We start from the raw sequence: 21,262 nt of genomic DNA, 5'->3' as shown, positions 1-21,262 counted from the left end.
GGGAAGGTGATCCGCGGGCTGCCGGGAAGCGGCCCGGCAGCCCGCACGAACCCGCGCCCGCAGCCCGTCCGAACCCCTTCGGCCCCGGCCGTCCCCGACGGGCCTCGGCCGTTCCCGGCCCCCGGTCACTCCTGGTTGCTGAACGCGGCGTCGAAGGCGGTCTCGGAGACCGGGTAGTCCAGGGACTTCAGGTGCTCGATGGCCTCGGCGGCGCCGTGCAGGCGGTCCATCCCGGCGTCCTCCCACTCGACCGACAGCGGACCGTCGTAGCCCACCGAGCGCAGCGCCCGCAGGCACGCGTCGAACGGCACGTCCCCGCGGCCGAAGGAGACGAAGTCCCAGCCGCGACGGGGATCGCCCCAGGGTAGGTGGGAGGAGAGCCGGGTGTTGCGCCCGGTGATGCGCACCCGCACGTCCTTGCAGTGCGCGTGGTAGATGCGGTCCCCGAAGTCGGTGATGAAGGAGACCGGGTCGATCTGCTGCCACATCATGTGCGAGGGGTCCCAGTTCAGCCCGAAGGACTCCCGGTGGCCGATGGCCTCGAGGGTGCGCTGGGTGGTCCAGTAGTCGTAGGCGATCTCCGAGGGGTGGACCTCGAGGGCGAAGCGCACGCCGCACTCCTCGAAGACGTCGAGGATCGGGTTCCAGCGCTCGGCGAAGTCCTCGTACCCCTTGTCGATGACGTCGGCGGGCACCGGCGGGAACATCGCCACGTACTTCCAGATGCTCGAACCGGTGAAGCCGGTGACGGTGCGCGCGCCCAGGCGCTGCGCGAGACGGGCGGCGTTCTTCATGTCCTCGGCGGCGCGCTCGCGCACGCCCTCCGGGTCCCCGTCGCCCCAGACGTGCGAGGGCACGATCGCCTGATGACGGAAGTCGATGGGGTCGTCGCACACGGCCTGGCCCACCAGGTGGTGCGAGATCGTCCAGACCTTCAGTCCGTGCTTCTCGAGGATCCCCAGGCGCTCGGCGATGTAGTCGTCGTCGTCCCAGCGGGAGGCGTCGAGGTGCTCGCCGGAGATCGCGATCTCGAGGCCGTCGTACCCCCAGGAGGCCGCGTGCGAGGCGACCTCCTCGAGGGGGAGGTCGACCCACTGACCGGTGAACAGGGTGTGCGGCTGCGCCATGGTGGTGCTCCTTCGCAGGGTGTGTGGCGGAACGTACGGGTGGTGCTGTCAGTGGTGGTGTCAGGGGACCTGGACGCTCGCGCCGTCGGCCGCGTCGGAGGCGATGATCGCGTCGAGCACCCTCTGCAGGGCGAGCCCGTCGGCGAAGTCGGGGGAGAAGGGCACGTCCTCGGTGATCGCGCGCAGCAGGTCGTAGGCCTGGTTCGTGAAGGCGTTCTCCCAGCCCAGCGTGTGGCCGGGCGGCCACCAGCCCTCCACGTAGGGGTGGTCGGGCTCGGTGACCAGGATCCGGGTGAATCCCTGCTCCGCCGCGGGGACCGTGGCGTCGAGGAACCACAGCTCGTTCAGCGCCTCGAGGTCGAAGCGCAGGGAGCCCTCGGTGCCGTAGAGCTCGATCACGAGCTGGTTCTTCCGGCCGCCGGCGAGCCGGCTCGCCTCGATCGAGGCGATCGCCCCACCCTCGAGCTCGAGCGTGGCCCAGGCGGCGTCGTCGACCGTGACCCGCTCGGGACCGTCGGGCCCGGGACGCTCGGGGACCACGGTCTCCAGGCGGCCCCGCACGGAGGTCGCCCGCTGCCCGGTGAGGAACTGGATCTGGTCGATCGCGTGGGATCCGATGTCGCCGAGCGCGCCGGAGCCCGCCGTCTCCCGTCGCAGCCGCCAGCTCATGGGAGCGTTCTCGTCCACGAGCCAGTCCTGCAGATAGCTCGCGCGGGCCTGCAGGAGCCGTCCCAGCCGGCCGCTCTCGACGAGCGCGCGGGCCTGCGCGAGCGCCGCGACCCGGCGGTAGGTGTGTCCGAGCGCGGCGACCTGCCCACGCTCCTGCGCACGGCGGGCTGCCTCGACCATGCGCTCCGCCTCGGCGGTGTCGTTGGCGATCGGCTTCTCGCACAGCACGTGCTTGCCGGCCTCGAGGGCGGCGATCGCGATCTCCGCGTGGAGGAATCCGGGTGTGCAGATGTCGATGATGTCGACGTCCTCCCGCTCGAGCACCTCCCGCCAGTCGGTGGCATGGGACTGCCATCCCAGTCGCGTCGCGGCGGCCGCGACCTTCTGCTCGTCACGGCCGACGATCACGCGCCGCTCGATCGGCGGCACCTCGAAGGCCGCGCCCACGGTGCGCCAGGCCTGTGAGTGGGCCCGGCCCATGAACTCGTAGCCGATCAGAGCGACGCCGAGGGGGCGGGCGTTGGGGGAGGACATGCGGGACTCCTTGACGACAGCGGGTGCGGATTCGTGCGCGGCGCTCACGGGAGCAGGGGAATGCGATCCCGGCGAGCGGCGAGGCCGAGGAGGGCACCGGGGGCTCCTGTGCTCACAGGGTGCGCTCCATCGGATCGAAATCGGCGGGCAGCGGGACCGGCACGGTCGCGCTGGAGGTGACCTCGACGGCGGTGCCACCGGTGACGGCCTCCTCGATGGAGACCATCACGTCCAGGACGTGACCGGCGAGCTCGCCGGTCAGGCGGTGCGGGACCTCGGCGCGGATCGCGCGTGCCATCTCCAGGGTGCCCAGGCCCCTGCCGGTGCTGGGGCCGCTCTCGGGTCGCGCCTGCCAGACGTCCTCGCCCGTGCCCGCTTCGGCGCGCAGCGAGAGGGAGCTGGCCCCGTCGAACACGTTGGGGTCGGGCAGGGCGATCGTGCCGAGCGACCCGGTGAGGTCGAGCTCGGCGGTGTAGGCGGCCCCGGAGTCGAAGGTCAGCAGCACCGTCGCGGTGGTGCCGTTCTCGAAGGTGAGGAGGGCGCTGACCTGGGTGGGGACCTCCACGGGGAAGTCGGTCCCCGCTTTCGGCCCCGAGCCGATGGTGCGTGTGGGGACCGCCTGGGTCCCCACGGCCTGCACGGAGGCCACGGGTCCCTGCGCGAGCACGAGCGACGTCAGGTAGTACGGGCCGATGTCGAACAGGGGGCCCGCCCCGCGCGCGAAGAGGAACTCGGGACTGGGGTGCCAGGACTCGGGACCCGGGACGCGGAACAGCGCGAGTCCGAAGCGCGGCTCGCCGATCGCGCCCTCGGAGATCTCCCGCAGCGCCGACTGGATCCCCGCGCCGAGCACGGTGTCCGGCGCACCGCCGACGCGCAGCCCCTTGTGCGCCGCGCTCTCCAGCAGCGCGGCCGCGCTCGCACGGTCCGTGGTCAGCGGCTTCTCGCTCCACACGTGCTTGCCGGCGGCCAGGATCTGCTCGGAGACGTCCGCATGGGCGGCCGGGATCGTCAGGTTCACGACGATCTCGATGTCCTCGTCCTCCAGCACCACGTCGACCCCGCCGTGGGCGGGCACCGAGAACTCCTGTGCACGGGTGGCCGCCGCCTCGGGAACGATGTCGCCGATCGCTCGCAGCTCGAGATCGGGGAAGGCCCCCAGATGCTCGAGGTACTGGGCGGAGATCGTCCCCGCCCCGATGATGCCGACGCCGACGGGTCCGCTTCGCTGCCCTGCACTCATGCCCTGGGATCCTTCTCGTCGTCGTTGTCGTCATGGTCCTGCAGATATGCCAGGGAGGCGGCGACGCCCTCGAAGATGTCGCCGGCGTAGTCGTCGAACTCGATCACGCCCAGGTGCCCGGCGGAGCGGGATGCGGCGACGATCGCGTCCACGTCGATCTCGCCCCGTCCCAGGGGCTGCTGCTCGGCCTTCGACCCGCTGCGGGGCCCGTCCTTGAGGTGGACGGCCCGGACCCGGTCTCCGAGCGTGCCCAGCAGGGTCACCGGATCGGATCCGCCGACGGCGGCCCAGTAGGTGTCGACCTCGAGGACCACGTCGGGGCCGAGGGCGCCGTCCAGCACCTCGAGGCCCGTGCGCCCCTCGAAGCGCGGATCGGCCTCGAAGCCATGGTTGTGGTAGCCGACCCGGACGCCCTCGCCGCGAGCCGTCTCGGCGGCGGCGTCCAGCAGCTCGGCGGTGTGCCGGATCTCCGCCTCGTCCTTCCACAGATCGGGATCGCGATGTGGCTGGATCACGGTGCCGATCCCGAGCTCGGCCGCGGTGGCGAACAGTGCGCGCTGGTCCTCGGCGCCGAGGAGATCGGCGTGGGTGGTGGGTGCCCTCAGCCCGAGGTCCGGGAGCGCGCTGCGCAGCATCGCCGCGTGCTCGACCAGACCGAAGGGCTCGACCTCGCGGAGGCCGAGGTCCCGCAGGCGCGTGAGCGTGCCGACAGGATCCGTTCCCAGAGCCTCTCTGACGCTGTAGAGCTGGACAGAGATCTGCAACGGGGGCTCCTTCGACGTGGGGGACCGGGGCAACCGGTTTCCTGTGTTCCGCATCACCAGCCTACGAGGTGGTGGGTCCGTGTCAAGAATCCGACCACGCCGCGTGGGTCCCGGTATCGGCCGTCGTGGCGCAGACTGGTGGGGTGCACAGAGACATCAGCGCCCGCATGACCGCCGTCGTCGAAGCCGGGACCGACCTCGCCCTGCTGGTGGCGGTGGATGCGTACGTCCCCAGCTCCGGGGAGTCCCTGCGGGTCCTCGCGGACGGCCGCGCCGTCGAGGCCGACGAGCAGATCACCCCGCGTGGGAACCGCATGCACCTGCTGCACGACCTCCCCGGTGGCGAGCTCAGCATCCAGTACTCCGTGCACGTGGAGGCCGACGCCCCGGCCGCCCCGGTGCAGCCCACGGACGAGGTCACCTACCTGCTGCCCTCGCGCTACTGCGAGGTCGACGAGTTCGCGCAGGTGGTCGCCGACGTGGTGGGCACGGCGAGCGGCCGGGAGGCCGTCGGCAGGGTCGTCGACTGGGTGAGCGGTCACCTGAGCTACGTGCCGGGCTCGAGCACGGTCCAGGACTCCGCGCGCAGCACCTTCGGCTCCCGACAGGGCGTCTGCCGCGACTACGCCCACCTCACGGCGACGCTGCTGCGCGCCGCCGGTGTGCCCGCACGCTGCGTGTCGGTCTTCGCCCCGGGCCTCAGCCCGATGGACTTCCACCTCGTGGTCGAAGCGCTCGTGGACGGCATGTGGGAGGTGGTCGATGCCACGCACCTGGCGCCGCGCGAGTCCATGGTGAGGATCGCGAGCGGTCTCGACGCCGCCGACACCGCCTTCATGACGACGCTGCGCGGCGACGTGGACTTCCGGGGCCTCCAGGTGGTCGCGATCGCCCAGCCCGACCTGCCGGGCGAGGACCCGGGGGCACGGGTCGAGCTGCGCTGAGCGGGTCGGGTCAGTCCTCGCGCGGAGGCTCGGGGGTGCTCGGCCCCTCGTCCTCGTCGTGCTCGGTGTCGTCCTCCCCGTCGAGCCCGGCGAGGTACTTCTCGATCTCGGCGGCGATCTCCTCGGCGTCGGGCACCTCGGAGTCGTCGATGGGCGCGCCGATCCCCATCCGGTCGGCGTTCTCCTCGAGCGAGCGGACCATCTCCTGGAGCTGCGGGGAGGCGGCGACCTGCTGGGCGATGGACTCGCGCACGTTCTCGGCCATCGGCGCGAGGGCGCCGATCGCGATCTCCGGTCCGCCTTCCTCGTGCACGGCGCGCAGCAGCGAGATCGCGGCGTCGGGGTAGTCGAGCTCGTGGAGGTACTGCGGCACCTGCACCGCGAGCCCGACCACGGTGTGCCCGGCGTCGTGCAGACGCATCGTCAGCAGGGAGGTGAAGGAGGACCGCAGGCGGAACGTCGCCGGCACGGGCCGCGGGTGCGAGATGTCCGCGCGATCACCCGCGAAGCGGCTGACCTGGAGCGCACGCGTGTGGGGGACAGGGGCGGGGAAGCCCTGGGCCACCAGCGTCGTCTCGATCCCCAGCTGCTCCACGACGATGCGCAGGGAGGAGGCCACCCGCTCCCACTGGAAGGAGGGCTCGGGCCCGGTCAGCAGGAAGAACGTCTCGCCGGAGGGGTCGGTGACCTCGTGCAGCAGGATCTCGGGACGCTCGTAGTCGGTGAACTCGTCCCGGTCGAGGGTGACCACCGGACGATTGCCGGTGTAGTCGTGGACCTGGTCCATGTCCAGGCGGCCGACCACACGGTTCTCGAGCGAGTTCAGGACGTGGTCGTCGAGGATCTGCTGGGCGTGGCCGGCGTCGCCGAAGGCCCCCAGGGTGACCAGCAGCGTCCGCCCGTGCAGCGCGCGGGAGTCGACGTGGCGCTCGTAGCTGAACAGTGCTGTGGGATCCATGGCGAGTCTCCTGGTCTGCTCTCTCGATCCTGTGGATGATCCGATCAACGCCCACGGTCAGCGCGGTATTCCGGGAGGCGGGTGCTGCGAGGTGTGAAGCGCGCGTCATCCGGGCGGTACCCCACAGGGGCGCGGCGCTCTAGCATCGGTCCATGCCCCAGCCCGATCTGGTCCGCGCCCGCCTGCTGGGCCAGGGTCTCGTCACACGCCCCTTCGGCTCCGCTGCCGCGGCCGCGTCCCATCTGCTCGCCTCGCAGGCGCAGGACCTGCCGGGCGTCGTCGGCTCCCTCGCCCTGCGCCTCGGGGAATCCGACGCGGGCGAAGGTCCCGCTCCCGGGCCCGCTGACGTCATCGCCGCGTTCGACCGCGGCGAGATCGTGCGCGGCTACCCGATGCGCGGGACGGTCTTCGTGACCGCAGCCGCCGACATGCGGTGGCTGACCGAGCTGTGCGCGGAGGGGCCGCTGCGCGCACAGAGGGCCCGCCGCGGCGCGCTGGGCCTGGATCAGGAGCAGGTGGACCGGGCTCGTGCGGTCCTCGAGGACACGCTGGCCGAGGTCCCTGCCGGCCTGCCGCGCTCGGAGCTCCTCGCCGCCTGGCAGCAGGCGGGGCTCGCCTCCGAGAAGGGGCAGGGGTACCACCTCCTCAGCCACCTGGTGGCGAGTGGGGTCGCCGTCTACGGGCCGTGGAAGGACGACGACACCGCGGTCGTGCTCGCCAACACGCATCTGCCTCCGGACAGCGGACTCGAAGGACGGTTCGACGGCGATCGGACCGCTGCCGCGGCGGAGCTGCTGCGGCGCTACCTCCTCGGGCACGGACCCGCGACGCTCCGGGACGCCGCCTGGTGGAGCAAGCTGCCGCTCTCGCTGCTGCGGCGAGCGCTGCCCTCGGTCCTGGCGGAGGTCGAGGAGGCCGGAGCGGACGAGGCGGGGGAGACGCGGTACGCGGCCCCGGGCCTCGCCGAGCAGCTCGCCTCGACCCCGTCGGCGCACCTGGACGCCCTGCAGCTGCTGCCCGGGTTCGACGAGATCGTGCTGGGCCACCCCGACCGCCTCCCCCTGCTCGGCGAGGAGGAGCTGCCCCTGCTCGTGCCGGGGCGCAACGGGATCTTCCGTCGGGGGATGATCCGCCGCGGACGCATGATCGGCTTCTGGCGGCGCGAGGGACGGCCCGGGGACCGACGGCTGGAGCTCGATCCGCTGGGGCCGATGCCGGCGGTGGCACGACGGGAGGCAGAACGCGCCTACGCGACCTTCCCCTTCGTCTCCGCCTGAGAGTCGCGCGGAGGTCCTGGACGTCGTCGGGACCCCGCGTCGCGGCCGACGAGAGCGATCGCGAGGCCCGCGAGCGCGGCGAGCAGGGCGAAGGCCCAGAAGGTGATCGCGTACCCGAGCGTCCCCAGTGCGGCGAGGCCCAGCAGCGGACCGGAGACGATCGCGCCCACGCGCCGGGAGTTGAGGTAGATGCCCGAGGCGAGTCCCGGCCCGGCGATGGCCTCCTGCATCCACGCCAGCGCGATGCCCGACAGGGCGGCGATCGACAAGGCATTGAGGATCTGCAGGCCGACGAGGGCCACCGGCGAGGCCAGCAGCGGCACCACGGCGTAGTAGACCGCTCCCAGGACTGCCCCGGCGGCCAGCAGGGCGGTGGGGCGCAGCGAACGCGTGAGCCGCCCCATCAGCAGCAGGGCCGGGGCCTCGAGCGCCGCACAGGTGCCCAGCGCCGCGCCCGCCCAGACCGGGGCGAGCGCGAGATGGTCGGTCACGAGCAGGGGCATCGCCGTCACCGAGCCGGCGTTCCCCGCCTGCAGCGCGGTGATCGCGGCCGTGACCACGACCAGTTCGAGCCGGCCCGTCCTGCGCTGCTCGGGGAGCGCCGCATCCCCGGTCGTGTCGGGCCCGGAGCCGGGTCCAGCGTCGGGATCGTCCGGGCTCCCCGCGTCACCTGCCTCGGACCGGCGCTTCCTCGCCGAGGCGACCGCGCGGTCCAGCAGGATGCTGAGGGCGATGCTCCCGGCCGCGACCGCGGCGATCAGGAGCAGCACCGCCCGGTCGCCGAACCCGGTCATCACCCCGGTCGCGAGCGGGGGCCCCGCGACCCAGGCCACGGAGAACACGGCGCGCGTGCGCACGACCTGCTCGGAGTCGGCTCCCGAGGCCCTCTGCTGGGCGAACAGCATCCCGGACCACACGCCGGCCGGGCCCGCGAGGACCACCAGGACGATCCCGGCGAGCGTCAGGCTCGAGACCACGGCGAGCGCGAGCACCGTGGCGAGGGTGAGCGCCGCGCACAGGATCATCGGGCGGGTGTAGTCGCCGTGCCGATCGGCCCAGGCAGGGATCAGGATGGCTGCGAGGAATCCGCTCGCGTTCATGATCGCCAGGACCAGACCCACCTCGCCGGGGCCCGCGTCGAACAGGCTCGCCAGCAGGAGGGCGATCACCGGGTTCAGCAGGGCGAGCTGGAGTCCGCCGACGAGCGCTGAGGCGGGGACGAGGAAGCGGGTCACGCGAGCCGATGCTACGGGCCCGGCGCCCGTCGACCAGTCCCCGGGGATGGGGGCACCGGCAGTACCCCCGTCCCCGGGGGCGATGCGCCCACCGGATCGACGAGTCACCTGCCCAGGGCTGGGCCGAGCGCTTACGGTGTGCTGTGTCGGTCCCTTCCGGGGCCGCGGGCAAGGGGGTCACGATGAGCTCGACACTGAGCGATGTCGCCCGGGAGGCGGGGGTCTCCAAGGGCACGGCGTCCAAGGCGCTCAACAACCAGGCGGGCGTCTCGGAGCGGACGAGGAGCCGTGTGGCCGAGGCCGCCGAGACGCTGGGATGGACCCCCTCCTACGCTGCGCGCGCCCTCTCCCGCTCTTCCACCGGTGTGTTCGGTCTCGCCGTCGCCCGCTCCAGCGAGATCGTGGGTGCGGAGAACTTCTTCATGGCCTTCGTCGCGGGGATGGAGGCCGAGCTGTCGCGCAGCGACCGCGCGCTGCTGATGCAGATCGTCCCCGACGTCGACGCCGAGGCGGCCCTGCTGGGCCGCTGGGCGGCAGAGCGCCGGGTGGACGGGTTCGTGCTGATGGACCCCCGCACGGAGGATCCGCGGCTGAGCGTGGTCACGGGATCCGGGCTGCCGGCGGCGGCGATGTCCTGTGCTCCGCTCGGGGAGGGCATCTCGACGCTGCTGGTCGACGAGACGGCGAGGGTGCGCACCGTGCTCTCCCACCTGCTGGACGGTGCACGGGGGTCCCATGACCATCTCGTCTACATCGCGGGCCCCCCGGAGTTCCTCCACGTCGAGCACCGGCGGAGCGCCCTCGCTGCGCAGTGCGCCGAGCGGGGGATCGGAGTCACCGTCCTGACCTCCGACTACCGGCAGGCCTCCGCGAGCGCGTGGATGCGGGAGATCCTCGCCGTGCGGGAGAGGACCGGGTGCCGCGCGGTCATCGTGGACAACGAACTGCTGGCCGCCCAGCTGCTGGTCGCCCTCGTCGGCGAGGGGCTCTCGGTGCCCGCGGACCTCAGCGTGACCGCTCTGGAGAACTCGATCCTGTGCACCGTCACCGATCCGCCGCTGAGCGCCCTGGGCAGGGACGTCGCCGAGAACGGGCGTCAGCTGGCCCGGCTGCTCGTCGACCGGGTCCAGGGAGGCCCGCCGCGCAGTCTCGCGGCGGATCCGGGAACGGTGCTCGCCCGCGGCAGCAGCTGAGCGGAAATGGTGCAAACCGGGCGCACGCGAGCACAGTCGCGCAGCGTAGGAAAACCGGTTGCGATCGTTACGCCTTCGTGACCGCAAGGGCGATGCGGTGATGTCTGCCACACCCTAGATTCGCGGCCAACGGATCAGAGCGGATCCGCGGCTCCAACGGCGGGGCCGATCCTGAGAGGCAGTTGGTCACCATGTCCCAGCGCGTCCCCACCCCACACATCCCCTCGGGCTCCAGCAGGCGCGGCTTCCTCGCGACCTCCGGAGCGCTCGGCGGCACCCTGGCCCTGGCCGCCTGCGGCGGCAACAGCGGCGGGGGATCCGGTGACGGAGGTTCCGGCGACCTCAAGGGCGTCGGCAACAACGGAGCCGCCGGCAAGGGACGCAGCGGAGACGCCGCGGACCACCTGTTCATCGCCGGGTTCCAGTGGGACCCGCCCAGCAACTTCAACACCTTCTCCGCGGCGCCGACCTGGCCCGCCTCGGGCAACGTCGCCCAGTACGTCTACGAGACCCTGCTGCGCTACGACGTCGTCTCCGGCAAGCTGCTCCCCGGCCTCGCCGCGAAGTACGAGGTCGACGGCACCTCGTCGATCGCACTGACCCTGCAGGACGGCATCACCTGGCACGACGGCAGCGACTTCTCGACCGATGACGTCCTGTACACCTTCGAGCTCGGCAAGATCGACCCCAGCCTCGGGGTCGCCTCCTTCTGGGTCGAGGTCGACGAGGTCACGGCCGACGGCAACACCATCAACGTCGCGATCAACCAGGACCGCAAGAACGTGGGCATGGTGCTGGCGACCCTCGCCCAGCAGTTCATCGTGCCCAAGGCGGTCTTCGAGAAGGCCGCGGAGGAGACCGGGAAGAAGATCGCGACCTGGGAGACGAAGGAGTGCATGGGCACCGGCCCCTACACCCTGGAGAAGTCCGACCAGACCCAGATCATCCTCGCCCGCAACGAGAAGTACTGGGGCAAGGACTTCTACGGCGGAGTGCCCGCTCCCACCAAGGTCATCCACCCGATCTTCAAGTCGAACGAGGACGGGAACCTGAAGTTCCAGAACGGCGAGCTCGACGTCATGCAGCAGTTCATCCCGCAGATCTCGAAGATGTGGGACTCGGGCAAGCCGGTCGGGACCTACCTGCAGGAGTCGCCGTACTTCGTGGCGGGCTCGATGCCCATGTTCCTCATCAACACCACCAAGGACGGGCTGAAGGACACCGAGGTCCGCCGCGCGATGGCCTACGCGGTCGACTACGCCTCGATCGCCGAGACCGCGATGTCCGGGTACTCGCCGGACGTCGTGGCCTCTCTAATCCTGCCCGAGGGGGCCGAGTCGGAGTGGCTGGACAAGGACAAGGCGACGTCCGACGGCTGGAAGTACGACCCGAAGAAGGCCGAGCAGATCCTGAAGGACGCGGGATACGCGAAGGGTTCCGACGGGATCTACGCCAAGGACGGCGTGAAGCTCGGTCCCTGGAAGCTGATCACCCCGCAGGGCTGGACGGACTGGAACGCGGCGCTGGAGATCGTGGCCAAGAGCTTCAAGGCCGTGGGCATCGACGCCGCCACCAACTTCCCGCAGCAGGCGCAGGTCACCACGTCCGTCCAGAACGGCGACTTCGACATGGCGTGCTGGTACGTGGCGGGCGCGAACCCTGCGACGCCGTGGCAGCGCTTCAGCGACGTGATGAGCAACGTCGAGCTCGCCGATCTGGGCAAGACCGCCTACCGCAACTACGGACGCTGGGAGAACAGCGAGGTCAACGACCTCCTGGAGGCGGCCGCTGCCGCCGCCGACGACGACACCAAGAAGTCGGCGATCACGGCCCTGGACGACCTGTACCGCAAGGAGGTGCCCGCCTTCCCGCTGATGTACCGGCCCGACGAGTTCTTCGAGTTCAACGCCTCGAACTGGTCGAACTGGCCCACGGAGGAGAACGACTACGCGCCGCCGATGTTCCGCGGGGCGGGCAACCAGTGGATCTTCAAGATCCAGAAGATCGGCGGCTGAGGTGCTGTCGTGAACCTCGGACGCTACATCGCACGCAAGACGGTGTGGTACCTGGTCGCGCTGGTGGCAGCAGTGTCCCTGAACTTCCTGCTGCCCCGGCTCGTCCCGGGCAACCCCGTCGACGTCATCGTCTCCAACCTCACCCGCGGCGGTTCCATCACGGGCGAGCAGCAGAAGCAGATCTACGAGAGCTTCGTGGCCGAGTTCGGACTGGACCAGCCACTGTGGCAGCAGTTCGTGACCTACCTGGGCAAGGTGTTCACCGGCGATCTGGGCACGTCCTTCGCCTCCTATCCGACCTCGGTCAACGACATGATCGGGGAGGCCATGCCATGGTCGATCGCCGTGCAGCTGCCGGCGATCGTGATCGGCTGGCTGCTGGGAAACCTGGTGGGCGCGGTCGCGGCCTTCCGCGGCGGCAACTGGGACCGCAGCGTGTTCACCTCCTCGCTGTTCCTCTCGGCGATGCCCTACTACTGCCTGTCGATCCTGCTGCTCTACGTGCTCGCCGTCGTCGCGGGGGTCTTCCCGGTGGGCGGGGCGTACTCCCTGGGCGGCACACCCTCGCTCAGCCCGTCCTTCCTCCTGGACGCGCTCCAGTACTACTGGCTGCCCTTCCTCTCCTTGGTGATCGTGTTCATCGGCGGTCAGGCCGTCGGCATGCGTTCGATGGCCATCTACGAGCTGGGCGGGGACTACGTGAACTACGCCCGGGCGATGGGGATCGGCGACAACAAGGTCACCCAGTACATCTTCCGCAACGCGATGCTCCCGCAGATCACAGGGCTGGCGCTATCGATCGGCACGCTCGTGGGCGGCGCCCTGATCACCGAGCTGGTGTTCAACTACCCGGGCGTGGGATCCCTGCTGTTCTCCGCTATATCGAACAACGACTACCCGGTGATCCAGGCGATCACGCTGATCATCACCGTCGCGGTCCTGGTCGCCAACTTCTGCGTGGAGATCGTCTACGGCATCGTCGATCCGCGCATCCGCGCCGCAGCGACAGGGGAGAAGTGACATGTCGGCCCCCAATGCACCGCTCACGGACGAGAAGGCCGCACCGCGGTCCAATCCGTTCCGCAGCATCAACCTCTCCTCGCGGTTCTGGATCGCCCTGGTCCTGGTGGCCTTCGTGCTCCTGCTGGGACTGGCCGGCTACGTGTACCCGACCGGCCCGGGGGAGAAGGTCGGCTCCCTCTACGACGCCCCCGGCAACGGGCTCGTCTTCGGCACCGACAACTTCGGCCACGACGTCCTCGCCGTGCTGATGGCCGGCACCCGCACCTCGCTGGTGATCGGTCTGGTCGCCGGCATCGTGGCGACCGTGATCGGCGTCGTGGTCGGACTGTTCGCCGGGTTCGTCGGCGGGTGGATCGAGGAGCTGCTGATGGGCGTCACCAACGTGGTGCTCGCGATCCCCTCGATCATCGTGCTGATCCTGATCTCGATCTCGCTGCCCAAGAGCACGATCTGGTCCCTCGCGATCGTCATCGGCATCACCGCCTGGCCGTGGACCGCGCGTGCGGTGCGGGCCCAGGCGAGCTCCGTCGCCACCCGTGAGCACATCGACGTCGCCCGGCTCTCCGGGTCGCGCCTGCCCGCGATCCTCATGCGGGACGTGCTGCCCTACATCCTGTCCTACACGGTGATGGCCTTCGTGCTGCAGGTCTCCGGGGCGATCCTCGCCGAGGCCGCCCTGTCGATGCTGGGGCTGGGGCCGTCGGGGGCGAACTCGCTGGGGACCCAGCTGCACTGGGCTCTCGCCTTCCAGGCCGTCGGCAGCGGCGCCTGGTGGGCCTTCCTGCCGCCGACGATCATCCTGACGCTGGTCTCCTTCGGCTTCCTGCTGCTGCAGGCGAGCCTCGACGAGGTGTTCAACCCACGGTTGCGGCGGGGCCGGCGTCGCCAGATGAAGCAGGCCGCCGCCCGCCGTGCCGCCGAGGCCGCGCAGCTGGCGTCCTCGCGCAGCGAGCAGGAGGGGCGCAGCGAGCCGGAGGATCGCGGTGAGCACGGCGGGCGGAGCGGATCCGACGGGCCCGCGACGCCGCCCGCACCGACCCCGGTCGCACCGACCCCGGTCGCACCGACCTCGACCGCCACGGCACGGACCCAGGAAGGAGGCCTCGCATGAGCGTCGCCCCCACCGCCCCGCAGACCCCGTCCCGCGAGGGACTGCTCGCCCGCGCGCTCGACGTCACCGCCGTCTACGGCGGGGGCGAGAAGGACTTCACCGCCGTCGACGGCGTCGGCCTCGAGCTGGGGGAGGGGCAGATCCTCGGGCTAGCGGGCGAGTCCGGATGCGGGAAGACCACTCTCGGCAACTCCCTGGCGATGATCGCGACCCCGCCGCTGTACGTCCTGGGCGGCACCCTGGAGATCGACGGGCGCAGCATCGACCTCTCGACCGTCCGCGGCAACGCCGACATCAAGCGTCAGCGGCGGTTCCGCGGAGGCACCGTCTCGATGCTCCCGCAGGGCGCGATGAACGCGATCAGTCCGACGCTGCGGGTCCGCTCCCTGGTCCACGACGTCGTGCGCGCCCACGACCACTCGGTGAGCAGGGACGAGGCCCTCGATCTGGCCCGCGAGCGGCTCACCATGCTCGAGCTGCCGGTGAGGGTGCTGGACTCCTACGCCCATCAGCTCTCGGGAGGCATGAAGCAGCGCGTGATCATCGTGATCTCGACGCTGCTGAACCCGCGGCTGCTGATCGCCGACGAGCCCACCTCGGCCCTGGACGTCTCCAGCCAGCGCATGCTCGTCGAGATGCTGCTCGCGATGGTCGAGCAGCGGATCATGTCGGGCGTGGTCTTCGTGACGCACGACCTGCCTGTGCTCTCGCAGGTCTCGGATCGTCTCGCCATCATGAACGCCGGTCGCATCGTGGAGACCGGCCCCACCGAGCAGATCGTGAACGACCCGCAGCACGACTACACCAAGAAGCTGCTCTCCTCGGTGCTCGACCCGACGGAGGAGACCAGGCAGCGCGGGCAGGCGCGCGGCCGGGGGAGCGAACCGCCGGAGGGACGATCGACCGCCGCGACGGCGCGGCCCGCCCGTTCCGGGGTGCCCGCGCGTCACGCCGGGTCCCGTGCGAGGAAGGGATGAAGGACATGGAGCAGGCAGTGAGCGCCGTGCAGGACGAGGCCGAGGGCACGTACACCCACAGCACGACGAGCGGTGAAGCCGTCCTGGAGTGCGAGGGCGTGAGCAAGGAGTTCAGCGTCGCGGGCGGGAAGGTGCTCGCGGTCGACGACGTCACGCTGCAGTTCCCCGCGAGCAGCGTGCTCGCCGTGGTGGGGGAGTCCGGCTCGGGGAAGTCGACCCTGGCCAGGATGCTGCTGCGGCTCATGCCGGTGACCTCGGGGACGATCACCTTCCGCGGGCAGGACGTCACTCACCTGCACGGACGCCATCTCCGCGGCTACTGGCGAGAGGTCCAGGCGGTCTTCCAGGACCCCTTCGCCTCCTTCAACCAGTTCTTCACCGTCGGGTCCCTGCTGCGCCGCAGCCTGCACCTCGCCGAGGTGCCCGCCGACGAGGCCGACCACCTCATCGAGACCTGTCTGGGATATGTCGACCTGACACCCGGCCAGGCGCTCGGGAAGTTCCCGCACCAGCTCTCGGGCGGTCAGCGGCAGCGGGTGATGATCGCCCGCGCCCTGATGATGAAGCCGACCGTGCTGCTGGCCGACGAGGCGACCAGCATGCTCGATGCGACCTTGCGCGTGAACGTGCTGAACGTCCTGCACGACCTCAAGCACGACCTCGGGCTGACGGTCCTGTTCATCACCCACGACATCGGCCAGGCCTGCTACCTCGCCGACCGGGTCGCGGTGATGGAGCACGGGCGCGTGGTCGAGCGCGGCACCACCGAGGCGGTCATCTTCGATCCCCGGGGCGACTACACCAAGCGTCTGCTCTCCGACGTGCCGGATCTCCGCGGGAGCCTCAAGCGCCCGGCGTGAGGCGGGGCCGCGTCCGCTGAGCGGAACGGTCGGGCGGCCGCGAGAGGACGTATTCATGAGGTGCCCCCGCGCCTGGCTCGATACGGTGAGGCACGTGAACGATGCCGACATGATGCCCGTCGCCGATCTCCCGGAGCCGAGAGAGGGCCGGGGGAGCGCCGACCTCACCTGGGACACCCTGCGCCCCGAGGACGCCGAGCAGCTGCAGGCGCTGTTCGGCGACATCGCGGATGCCGACGGCACGGGGGAGACCATGCCGCTCGAGGCAGCCCGGGATCAGCTGAGCCTTCCCGGTTTCGACCTCGCGCGCGACTCCCTCGCCGTGCGCGACGCAGGGAGGCTGATCGCGACCGCCTCGGTCGACGTCGCCACTCACCCCGACCGTGAGGGTCGTGCGCGGGTGCGCCTGGAGGGCGGGGTCCACCCGCACTACCGCCGTCGCGGCATCGGAGGGCGGCTGCTGGATCGCCAGCAGGAGATGGGGCGGCGCCTGGCCGAGGCCGTCCACCCCGGGCGCCCCGGTCACCTCCACGTCGGGGGAGGACTCGATGGGGCCGACGTGCGCCCGCTGCTGACGGCACGCGGGTTCGAGCAGGTACGCACCTTCCAGGAGATGCTGCGGCCGTTGCCGGACGAGAGCCTCCCGGAACCCGCGCGCATCGACGGCCTGGAGCTCGTCACGCCAGGGGAGGGAGAGTCGGCAGCGGTCCACGCCGCGCACGTGGAGGCCTTCGCCGATCACTGGGGGTCGGCACCCGCGAGCGCCGATCGCTGGGCCCGTCTCTGGCAGGCCTCGACCCGGCGCCCGGAGTTCTCCACCATCGCCCGCGATGCCGACGGCATCGTCCAGGGCTATGTGATCACCGAGGTGTGGCAGCCGCGCCGTCTCTACATCGGCCTCGTCGGCACGCGGCCCGGAGCCCGCGGGCGAGGCGTCGCGACCGCGACGCTGACGCGCACACTGCGTCTGGCAACGCGGTCGGGGGAGTTCGACGACGTCGAGCTCGAGGTCGACGGGGAGAGCCTCACGGGGGCGACCCGGCTCTACGGCCGTCTCGGTTTCATACTGGACAAATCATTTGCCCTGTACAGTAAAGAACTGTCGTGAAACGCTGTAGCGGAACTCGACGTCGACACCGGACCGACCGGCGCCGCTTCCGCACGACGGGCCGGATAGCGTGGAGCCATGGCGATCATCCATCGGGCCGAGCTGACACCGTCGAAGAACGAGATCCTCCACGGTCTGCTGACCGCGCGCGGTTGGCTCGAACCGGGGGAGTTCACTGTGCTCGGCGCGTACAGGTTCGACGATCCTGCAGGTCAGGTAGGGATCGAGTGTCACCTGGTGCGTTCGGGGGAGATCGTCTTCCATCTCGTGCTGAGCTACCGCGACGCTCCGCTCGAGGACGAGGATGCCGACCTGGTCGCGACCATGGAGCACTCGGTGCTGGGCACGCGGTACATCTATGACGGGCTCGAGGACGAGGTCGCGCTGGATTGCTTCCTGAGGGCGATCGCCGGCGCGCAGGACCAGGCCGATCTCGACGTGTACGAGAACGGCGAACTCGTCGAGCACCGGCCGCAGAGCATCAGGCTGCGGCGCGAGGTGGACGCCGGCGTCGAGGTCCCGAGCGTCGAACAGCTCGAGGGTGGCGCGCCGTTCGTCATCGCCCAGAGCATCGGCGGCGTGGACGGAACCGTGCGGCTCGTCGCGGAGTGGTCGGACGGCAGCGGCGTCGTCGCGGCCTTCGAGGTCGCGGATTGACGGTCGGCGGAAGTGTGGACCGGGGAGTCCGCGCGCCTGGCCCTCTTCCGGTCTACTTTACATAACGTGCATTATCGGCGCTTTCCGGGTGTGCCTGAGCCCGGGTGTGTCTGAGGGCGCGACGGCGTGCAGGGACGACGGCTCTGGGCTGATCGCCCGTAGGCTGATGAGCATCGACGACATGGACGACTCGACGAGGAGATCCGCATGATGTTCGGTCCGGCCGACGAGCAGCACCTGCACGTGATGACGTTCAACATCCGCATGGCATCGGGTCTCACGCACCCCGGCGATCCCGACCACTGGCCCGACCGTGCGCCGCTGCTGGACGAACTGCTGCGCAGCGAGCAGCCGACGCTGCTGGGCATCCAGGAAGGAACCTTCCCGCAGCTGCCCGTCGTCCAGCGCGCCCTGCCGCGGCACCGGATGATCGGCTACGGCCGTGAAGGCGGCAGCGCCGGCGAGCACGCCGCGATCTTCTACGACGCGCAGCGGCTCACCGTGACGGCGTGGGACCAGCTCTGGCTCTCGGACGCGCCGCGTACCGTCGGCTCACGCACCTGGGGCAACACCGTCACCCGGATACTGACCTGGGCGCGCCTGCGCGACGAGCCCACCGGGGCGGAGTTCGTGCACGTCAACACGCATTTCGACCACGAGGTGGAAGATGCTCGCGTGCGCAGCGCCGGTCTTCTGGCCGAGCTGGTCACGAGCGAGGAGATGGCAGAGCTGCCGATCATCGTGACGGGGGACTTCAACTCCCCCACGCGCTCCCCTGCCTGGCGCCTGCTGGTCGAACGAGGTCCGCTCGTGGACCTCTGGGACGGCGCTCGCGAACGGGTGACACCCGCCTGGGGGTCGTTCACCGACTACGGGCAGCGGACGGAGGGCGCCGAACGGATCGACTGGATGCTCGGCTCACCGGACGTCCGCGCCGAGCGGATCGGGATCGGCGCGGTGCCCTCCGGCGTCCGTGCGGCGTCGGACCATGCACCGATCCATGCCCTGATCCCCCTGGTCTGAGCGGTCCCGATCCGGCCGGATCGACAGTGATCGACCGGATCGGGGCTCGAGCAGGAGTCGCTCAGATCCCGCGCGGGCTGTACCCGGCGTCGCCGACGAAGGCCTCGAACTCGCTCTCGGTGCCCTGGAAGACGCTCGAGTCACCGGCGAACGGCCCGGAGTCCGAGAACTGCCACATGTCCCAGTCCCACCAGCGGCCCGGCATCTTCGAGGGCCTGGAGGAGCTGTAGTACGCGACCTGGAGCGGCGTGTTCGAGGGCGCGAAGTCGCCGACGACCTCGTCCCACCAGTTGGCGTTGGTGTACACCATCGGTCGGCGCCCGGTCTCGGCCTTGTAGGCGGCGATGAACCCGGAGATCCAGTCGCGCAGCTGCTGCTGGGAGAGCCCGAAGTCGTTGGGGACGCCCGAGACGGCCTCCATGTCGAGCAGGCCCGGAAGGGTCTGGCCGTCGGCGCTCCAGCCTCCGCCGCCGTTCAGGAACGCCTCGCACTGGCCCTCGGGGTCGCCCGAATCGGGGCGGGCGAAGTGGTAGGCACCGCGGATCAGCCCGGCCGACGTCGCCGACCTGTACTGCTGGTTGAAGGTCGAGGAGCGCCAGGTCGCACCCTCCGTCGCCTTGATGAACACGTAACGGGAGCCGGCGGCCTTCTGGGCCGCCCAGTCGACGCTGCCCTGGTACGTGGACACGTCCTGACCGGGGATGCCGGCGGGGATCGAGGCCGCGGAGGCGGGAGCGCTCGCGAGCCCGCCGATCGTCAGGGCGGAGACGCCGACGGCTCCCCCGCGCAGAAGGGCCCGGCGCGAGGACGCCCCGGATCCTGACTCGTCGGATCGGAGGTTCCGGGGGGTGCTGCGCCGCGAGAGGAAGGACGGTCCTGGGGCGCCGGTGGCACGCGCGTGCCGGGGGACGTAACGGGACACGGGATGCTCCTGTGATGGGGGAAGGTGCGACTCCGGAGCGAGCCGCGCCCGGCCACCGTAACCGCACACGAGCCCAGGATCACTGTCACGTCGCTCCCGCGCGTGTCGCCGCGCGCCGTGCCTGGCGTGGCCCGCGGTCCGTGTCAGTGCTCCGCCCGGCGCCCGCTCCCTCGTCCCGCGACGACGAAGCAGCTGACCGAGATCAGCGAGCCGACAACCATCACGACGGCCATCGGCAGGGAGGAATCGGTGCCGCCGAGACCCACCAGCGGGGCGGCCAGCGAGGCGGAGATCGAGAAGCCCAGCCCGAGCATCGCCGAGCCGGTGCCGGCGACCTCGAGCGCCGCCCGGGAAGCGAGCGCTCCCCCGTTGCCGAAGATCATCCCCTGCGGCGCGACGGTCAGGAAGAACGCGGGCAGCACGATCCACGCGGGGGTGTCCAGGAACAGGCTGCCGACGAGCAGCGCGAAGGAGGCGGTCACCACGATGGTGAGGCCGGTCCGGATCAGCGGGCGCGGGTGGAACGAGCGTGTCAGCCGCGCCGAGAGGAAGGACATGGCCATCATCCCGCAGGAGTTGATCGCGAAGCTGATCGAATAGGCCGTCGAGGAGAAGCCCAGCATGTTCTGGACGACGAACGAGGACGCCGAGACGTAGGCCATCAGGGCGAACGCCGAGAACGCGTTGACCAGCATGTAGGCGACGAACTGGCGGCGGCGCAGCAGCATCGCGCAGTTGCGGGCGAAGGTGTGCAGTCCCCCGCTGTGGCGCCTGCTCGGCGGGAGCGACTCGGGGATCAGCAGCAGGGTCCCCACCAGGGAGAGCAGCGACATTGCGGCGATCACGAGGAAGACCTCTCGCCACTGCCCCACCAGCAGGATGAGCCCTCCCAGCAGCGGGGCGACGATCGGGGCTATCCCGCCCACTCCCTGCATGATGTTCATGATGCGGAACAGCTCGGGTCCGTCGGTCAGGTCGATCAGGACTGCGCGTCCCAGCACCATCCCGAAGCCTCCGCCGAATCCCTGCAGGACGCGGAAGACCAGCAGTACGCCGACGTCCGGCGCGAACGCGCACACGATCGAGGCGATAAGACACAGGGAGATGCCGGCGATCAGCGGGACCCGGCGCCCCACCCGGTCCGAGAGCGGCCCGGCGATGATCTGCCCGCTCGCGGTCCCCAGGAAGAACGCGGTGATGGTGAGCTGCATCCGCGAGGCGCTCGTCCCGAGGTCCGCGGTCACGTCGGGGAACGCCGGGATGTACATGTCGGTGGCGAGCGGCCCGATCGCGCTGAGCGTCGTCAGCACCAGGATGACCAGGGCGGTCACCCGTCCGCGCGTCCCCGCGAGCTCGTCCTCGCTGGGGCGGTGGGCGAGCTCGCGGTCGGCCACGTCCTCCAGCACGGGGATGCCCGAGGTGATCGTGGGGACCGAGCCGGTGATGGTCGGGATGTCGCCGGTGAGGGTCGGCAGACCGCCGGTCGCGGTGCTCACCAGCTCGGGATCGGGGCCGGGGTGTCGAGGACGGGGATGTCGGTCGTGCTCGTGGCGCGTCTGTGCGTCGGAGCGGTGGTCGGGGTCGCGGGGGCGCGAGGACACGGAGGACCTTTCCGAGGGATG

At 70.7% G+C, this 21,262-nt stretch carries 19 protein-coding genes; 11 read left to right on the top strand and 8 right to left on the bottom strand.

Annotation, left to right across the window (positions count from 1 at the left end; translation table 11 throughout):
* Window positions 1-125: 125 nt before the first annotated feature.
* The 4 genes from DEO23_RS11060 to DEO23_RS11045 form a co-directional block, all read right to left on the bottom strand.
* On the bottom strand, window positions 126-1,127 hold the full coding sequence (locus DEO23_RS11060) for a sugar phosphate isomerase/epimerase family protein (protein WP_109276093.1): 1,002 nt from the start codon (window positions 1,125-1,127) through the stop codon (window positions 126-128).
* Window positions 1,128-1,187: 60 nt separating this feature from the next.
* Complete coding sequence (locus tag DEO23_RS11055) at window positions 1,188-2,330, bottom strand: Gfo/Idh/MocA family protein (RefSeq protein ID WP_109276092.1); 1,143 nt, start codon at window positions 2,328-2,330, stop codon at window positions 1,188-1,190.
* Between the two features lie 112 nt (window positions 2,331-2,442).
* A complete protein-coding gene (locus DEO23_RS11050) occupies window positions 2,443-3,573 on the bottom strand; it encodes a Gfo/Idh/MocA family protein (protein ID WP_109276091.1) in 1,131 nt (376 codons plus the stop codon).
* Window positions 3,570-4,337, bottom strand: coding sequence for a sugar phosphate isomerase/epimerase family protein (locus DEO23_RS11045; protein ID WP_109276090.1), 768 nt, complete (start codon window positions 4,335-4,337; stop codon window positions 3,570-3,572). The genes DEO23_RS11050 and DEO23_RS11045 overlap by 4 nt, the downstream gene beginning before the upstream one ends.
* Window positions 4,338-4,480: 143 nt before the next feature.
* Between DEO23_RS11045 and DEO23_RS11040 the strand changes: the two genes are divergently transcribed.
* Entirely contained in the window at window positions 4,481-5,281 is an 801-nt protein-coding gene (locus tag DEO23_RS11040; protein WP_240613362.1) for a transglutaminase-like domain-containing protein, read from the top strand.
* Between the two features lie 10 nt (window positions 5,282-5,291).
* Here DEO23_RS11040 and DEO23_RS11035 read toward each other — a convergent pair whose 3' ends face one another.
* On the bottom strand, window positions 5,292-6,239 hold the full coding sequence (locus tag DEO23_RS11035) for a PAC2 family protein (protein WP_109276088.1): 948 nt from the start codon (window positions 6,237-6,239) through the stop codon (window positions 5,292-5,294).
* Between the two features lie 152 nt (window positions 6,240-6,391).
* On the opposite strand from DEO23_RS11035, the gene DEO23_RS11030 reads away from it, so the two are divergent.
* Window positions 6,392-7,516, top strand: a complete 1,125-nt coding sequence (locus tag DEO23_RS11030; protein WP_109276087.1) for a DNA glycosylase AlkZ-like family protein — start codon at window positions 6,392-6,394, stop codon at window positions 7,514-7,516.
* On the opposite strand, the gene DEO23_RS11025 is transcribed toward DEO23_RS11030, so the two are convergent.
* Window positions 7,486-8,751, bottom strand: a complete 1,266-nt coding sequence (locus tag DEO23_RS11025) for an MFS transporter (protein ID WP_165831811.1) — start codon at window positions 8,749-8,751, stop codon at window positions 7,486-7,488. The genes DEO23_RS11030 and DEO23_RS11025 overlap by 31 nt on opposite strands.
* A 182-nt stretch (window positions 8,752-8,933) precedes the next feature.
* Between DEO23_RS11025 and DEO23_RS11015 the strand changes: the two genes are divergently transcribed.
* The 9 genes from DEO23_RS11015 (at window position 8,934) to DEO23_RS10970 (ending at window position 18,718) form a co-directional block, all read left to right on the top strand.
* The gene (locus DEO23_RS11015) at window positions 8,934-9,944 is read left to right on the top strand and encodes a LacI family DNA-binding transcriptional regulator (protein WP_165831810.1); all 1,011 of its coding nucleotides are present in this window, start codon (window positions 8,934-8,936) and stop codon (window positions 9,942-9,944) included.
* A gap of 191 nt (window positions 9,945-10,135) precedes the next feature.
* The gene (locus DEO23_RS11010; protein ID WP_109276085.1) at window positions 10,136-11,959 is read left to right on the top strand and encodes an ABC transporter substrate-binding protein; all 1,824 of its coding nucleotides are present in this window, start codon (window positions 10,136-10,138) and stop codon (window positions 11,957-11,959) included.
* Between the two features lie 9 nt (window positions 11,960-11,968).
* Window positions 11,969-12,979 carry an ABC transporter permease gene (locus tag DEO23_RS11005; RefSeq protein WP_109276084.1) on the top strand — a complete coding sequence of 337 codons (1,011 nt, stop codon included), beginning with the start codon at window positions 11,969-11,971 and terminating at the stop codon, window positions 12,977-12,979.
* Between the two features lies 1 nt (window position 12,980).
* Window positions 12,981-14,093, top strand: coding sequence for an ABC transporter permease (locus DEO23_RS11000; protein WP_240613361.1), 1,113 nt, complete (start codon window positions 12,981-12,983; stop codon window positions 14,091-14,093).
* The gene (locus tag DEO23_RS10995) at window positions 14,090-15,070 is read left to right on the top strand and encodes an ATP-binding cassette domain-containing protein (RefSeq protein WP_109276083.1); all 981 of its coding nucleotides are present in this window, start codon (window positions 14,090-14,092) and stop codon (window positions 15,068-15,070) included. Before DEO23_RS11000 ends, DEO23_RS10995 begins: the two co-directional genes overlap by 4 nt.
* Before the next feature lie 5 nt (window positions 15,071-15,075).
* Window positions 15,076-15,930 carry an ABC transporter ATP-binding protein gene (locus tag DEO23_RS10990; protein WP_109276280.1) on the top strand — a complete coding sequence of 285 codons (855 nt, stop codon included), beginning with the start codon at window positions 15,076-15,078 and terminating at the stop codon, window positions 15,928-15,930.
* A gap of 94 nt (window positions 15,931-16,024) precedes the next feature.
* Window positions 16,025-17,038 carry a GNAT family N-acetyltransferase gene (locus tag DEO23_RS10985; protein ID WP_165831809.1) on the top strand — a complete coding sequence of 338 codons (1,014 nt, stop codon included), beginning with the start codon at window positions 16,025-16,027 and terminating at the stop codon, window positions 17,036-17,038.
* A 78-nt stretch (window positions 17,039-17,116) separates the two neighbouring features.
* On the top strand, window positions 17,117-17,695 hold the full coding sequence (locus DEO23_RS10980) for a maltokinase N-terminal cap-like domain-containing protein (protein WP_109276081.1): 579 nt from the start codon (window positions 17,117-17,119) through the stop codon (window positions 17,693-17,695).
* A 207-nt stretch (window positions 17,696-17,902) separates the two neighbouring features.
* Window positions 17,903-18,718 carry an endonuclease/exonuclease/phosphatase family protein gene (locus DEO23_RS10970; RefSeq protein WP_109276079.1) on the top strand — a complete coding sequence of 272 codons (816 nt, stop codon included), beginning with the start codon at window positions 17,903-17,905 and terminating at the stop codon, window positions 18,716-18,718.
* A 61-nt stretch (window positions 18,719-18,779) separates the two neighbouring features.
* Here the strand turns inward: DEO23_RS10970 and DEO23_RS10965 are convergent, their stop codons facing one another.
* Together DEO23_RS10965 and DEO23_RS10960 are read right to left on the bottom strand one after the other, a co-directional pair.
* Window positions 18,780-19,640 carry a GH25 family lysozyme gene (locus DEO23_RS10965; protein WP_109276078.1) on the bottom strand — a complete coding sequence of 287 codons (861 nt, stop codon included), beginning with the start codon at window positions 19,638-19,640 and terminating at the stop codon, window positions 18,780-18,782.
* Between the two features lie 143 nt (window positions 19,641-19,783).
* Complete coding sequence (locus DEO23_RS10960) at window positions 19,784-21,241, bottom strand: multidrug effflux MFS transporter (protein ID WP_240613360.1); 1,458 nt, start codon at window positions 21,239-21,241, stop codon at window positions 19,784-19,786.
* Window positions 21,242-21,262: the final 21 nt, after the last annotated feature.

Source organism: Brachybacterium endophyticum (assembly GCF_003130585.1).
GTDB classification, from domain to species: Bacteria; Actinomycetota; Actinomycetes; order Actinomycetales; family Dermabacteraceae; genus Brachybacterium; species Brachybacterium endophyticum.
This window is presented reverse-complemented; position numbering and strand designations above follow the sequence as displayed.

Coding starts and splice junctions, on each gene's coding strand:
- DEO23_RS11060 (WP_109276093.1), bottom strand. CDS start 1,127: ATGGCGCAGCCGCACACCCTGTTCACCGGTCAGTGGGTCGACCTCCCC.
- DEO23_RS11055 (WP_109276092.1), bottom strand. CDS start 2,330: ATGTCCTCCCCCAACGCCCGCCCCCTCGGCGTCGCTCTGATCGGCTAC.
- DEO23_RS11050 (WP_109276091.1), bottom strand. CDS start 3,573: ATGAGTGCAGGGCAGCGAAGCGGACCCGTCGGCGTCGGCATCATCGGG.
- DEO23_RS11035 (WP_109276088.1), bottom strand. CDS start 6,239: ATGGATCCCACAGCACTGTTCAGCTACGAGCGCCACGTCGACTCCCGC.
- DEO23_RS11030 (WP_109276087.1), top strand. CDS start 6,392: ATGCCCCAGCCCGATCTGGTCCGCGCCCGCCTGCTGGGCCAGGGTCTC.
- DEO23_RS11015 (WP_165831810.1), top strand. CDS start 8,934: ATGAGCTCGACACTGAGCGATGTCGCCCGGGAGGCGGGGGTCTCCAAG.
- DEO23_RS11010 (WP_109276085.1), top strand. CDS start 10,136: ATGTCCCAGCGCGTCCCCACCCCACACATCCCCTCGGGCTCCAGCAGG.
- DEO23_RS11000 (WP_240613361.1), top strand. CDS start 12,981: ATGTCGGCCCCCAATGCACCGCTCACGGACGAGAAGGCCGCACCGCGG.
- DEO23_RS10995 (WP_109276083.1), top strand. CDS start 14,090: ATGAGCGTCGCCCCCACCGCCCCGCAGACCCCGTCCCGCGAGGGACTG.
- DEO23_RS10990 (WP_109276280.1), top strand. CDS start 15,076: ATGGAGCAGGCAGTGAGCGCCGTGCAGGACGAGGCCGAGGGCACGTAC.
- DEO23_RS10980 (WP_109276081.1), top strand. CDS start 17,117: ATGGCGATCATCCATCGGGCCGAGCTGACACCGTCGAAGAACGAGATC.
- DEO23_RS10970 (WP_109276079.1), top strand. CDS start 17,903: ATGATGTTCGGTCCGGCCGACGAGCAGCACCTGCACGTGATGACGTTC.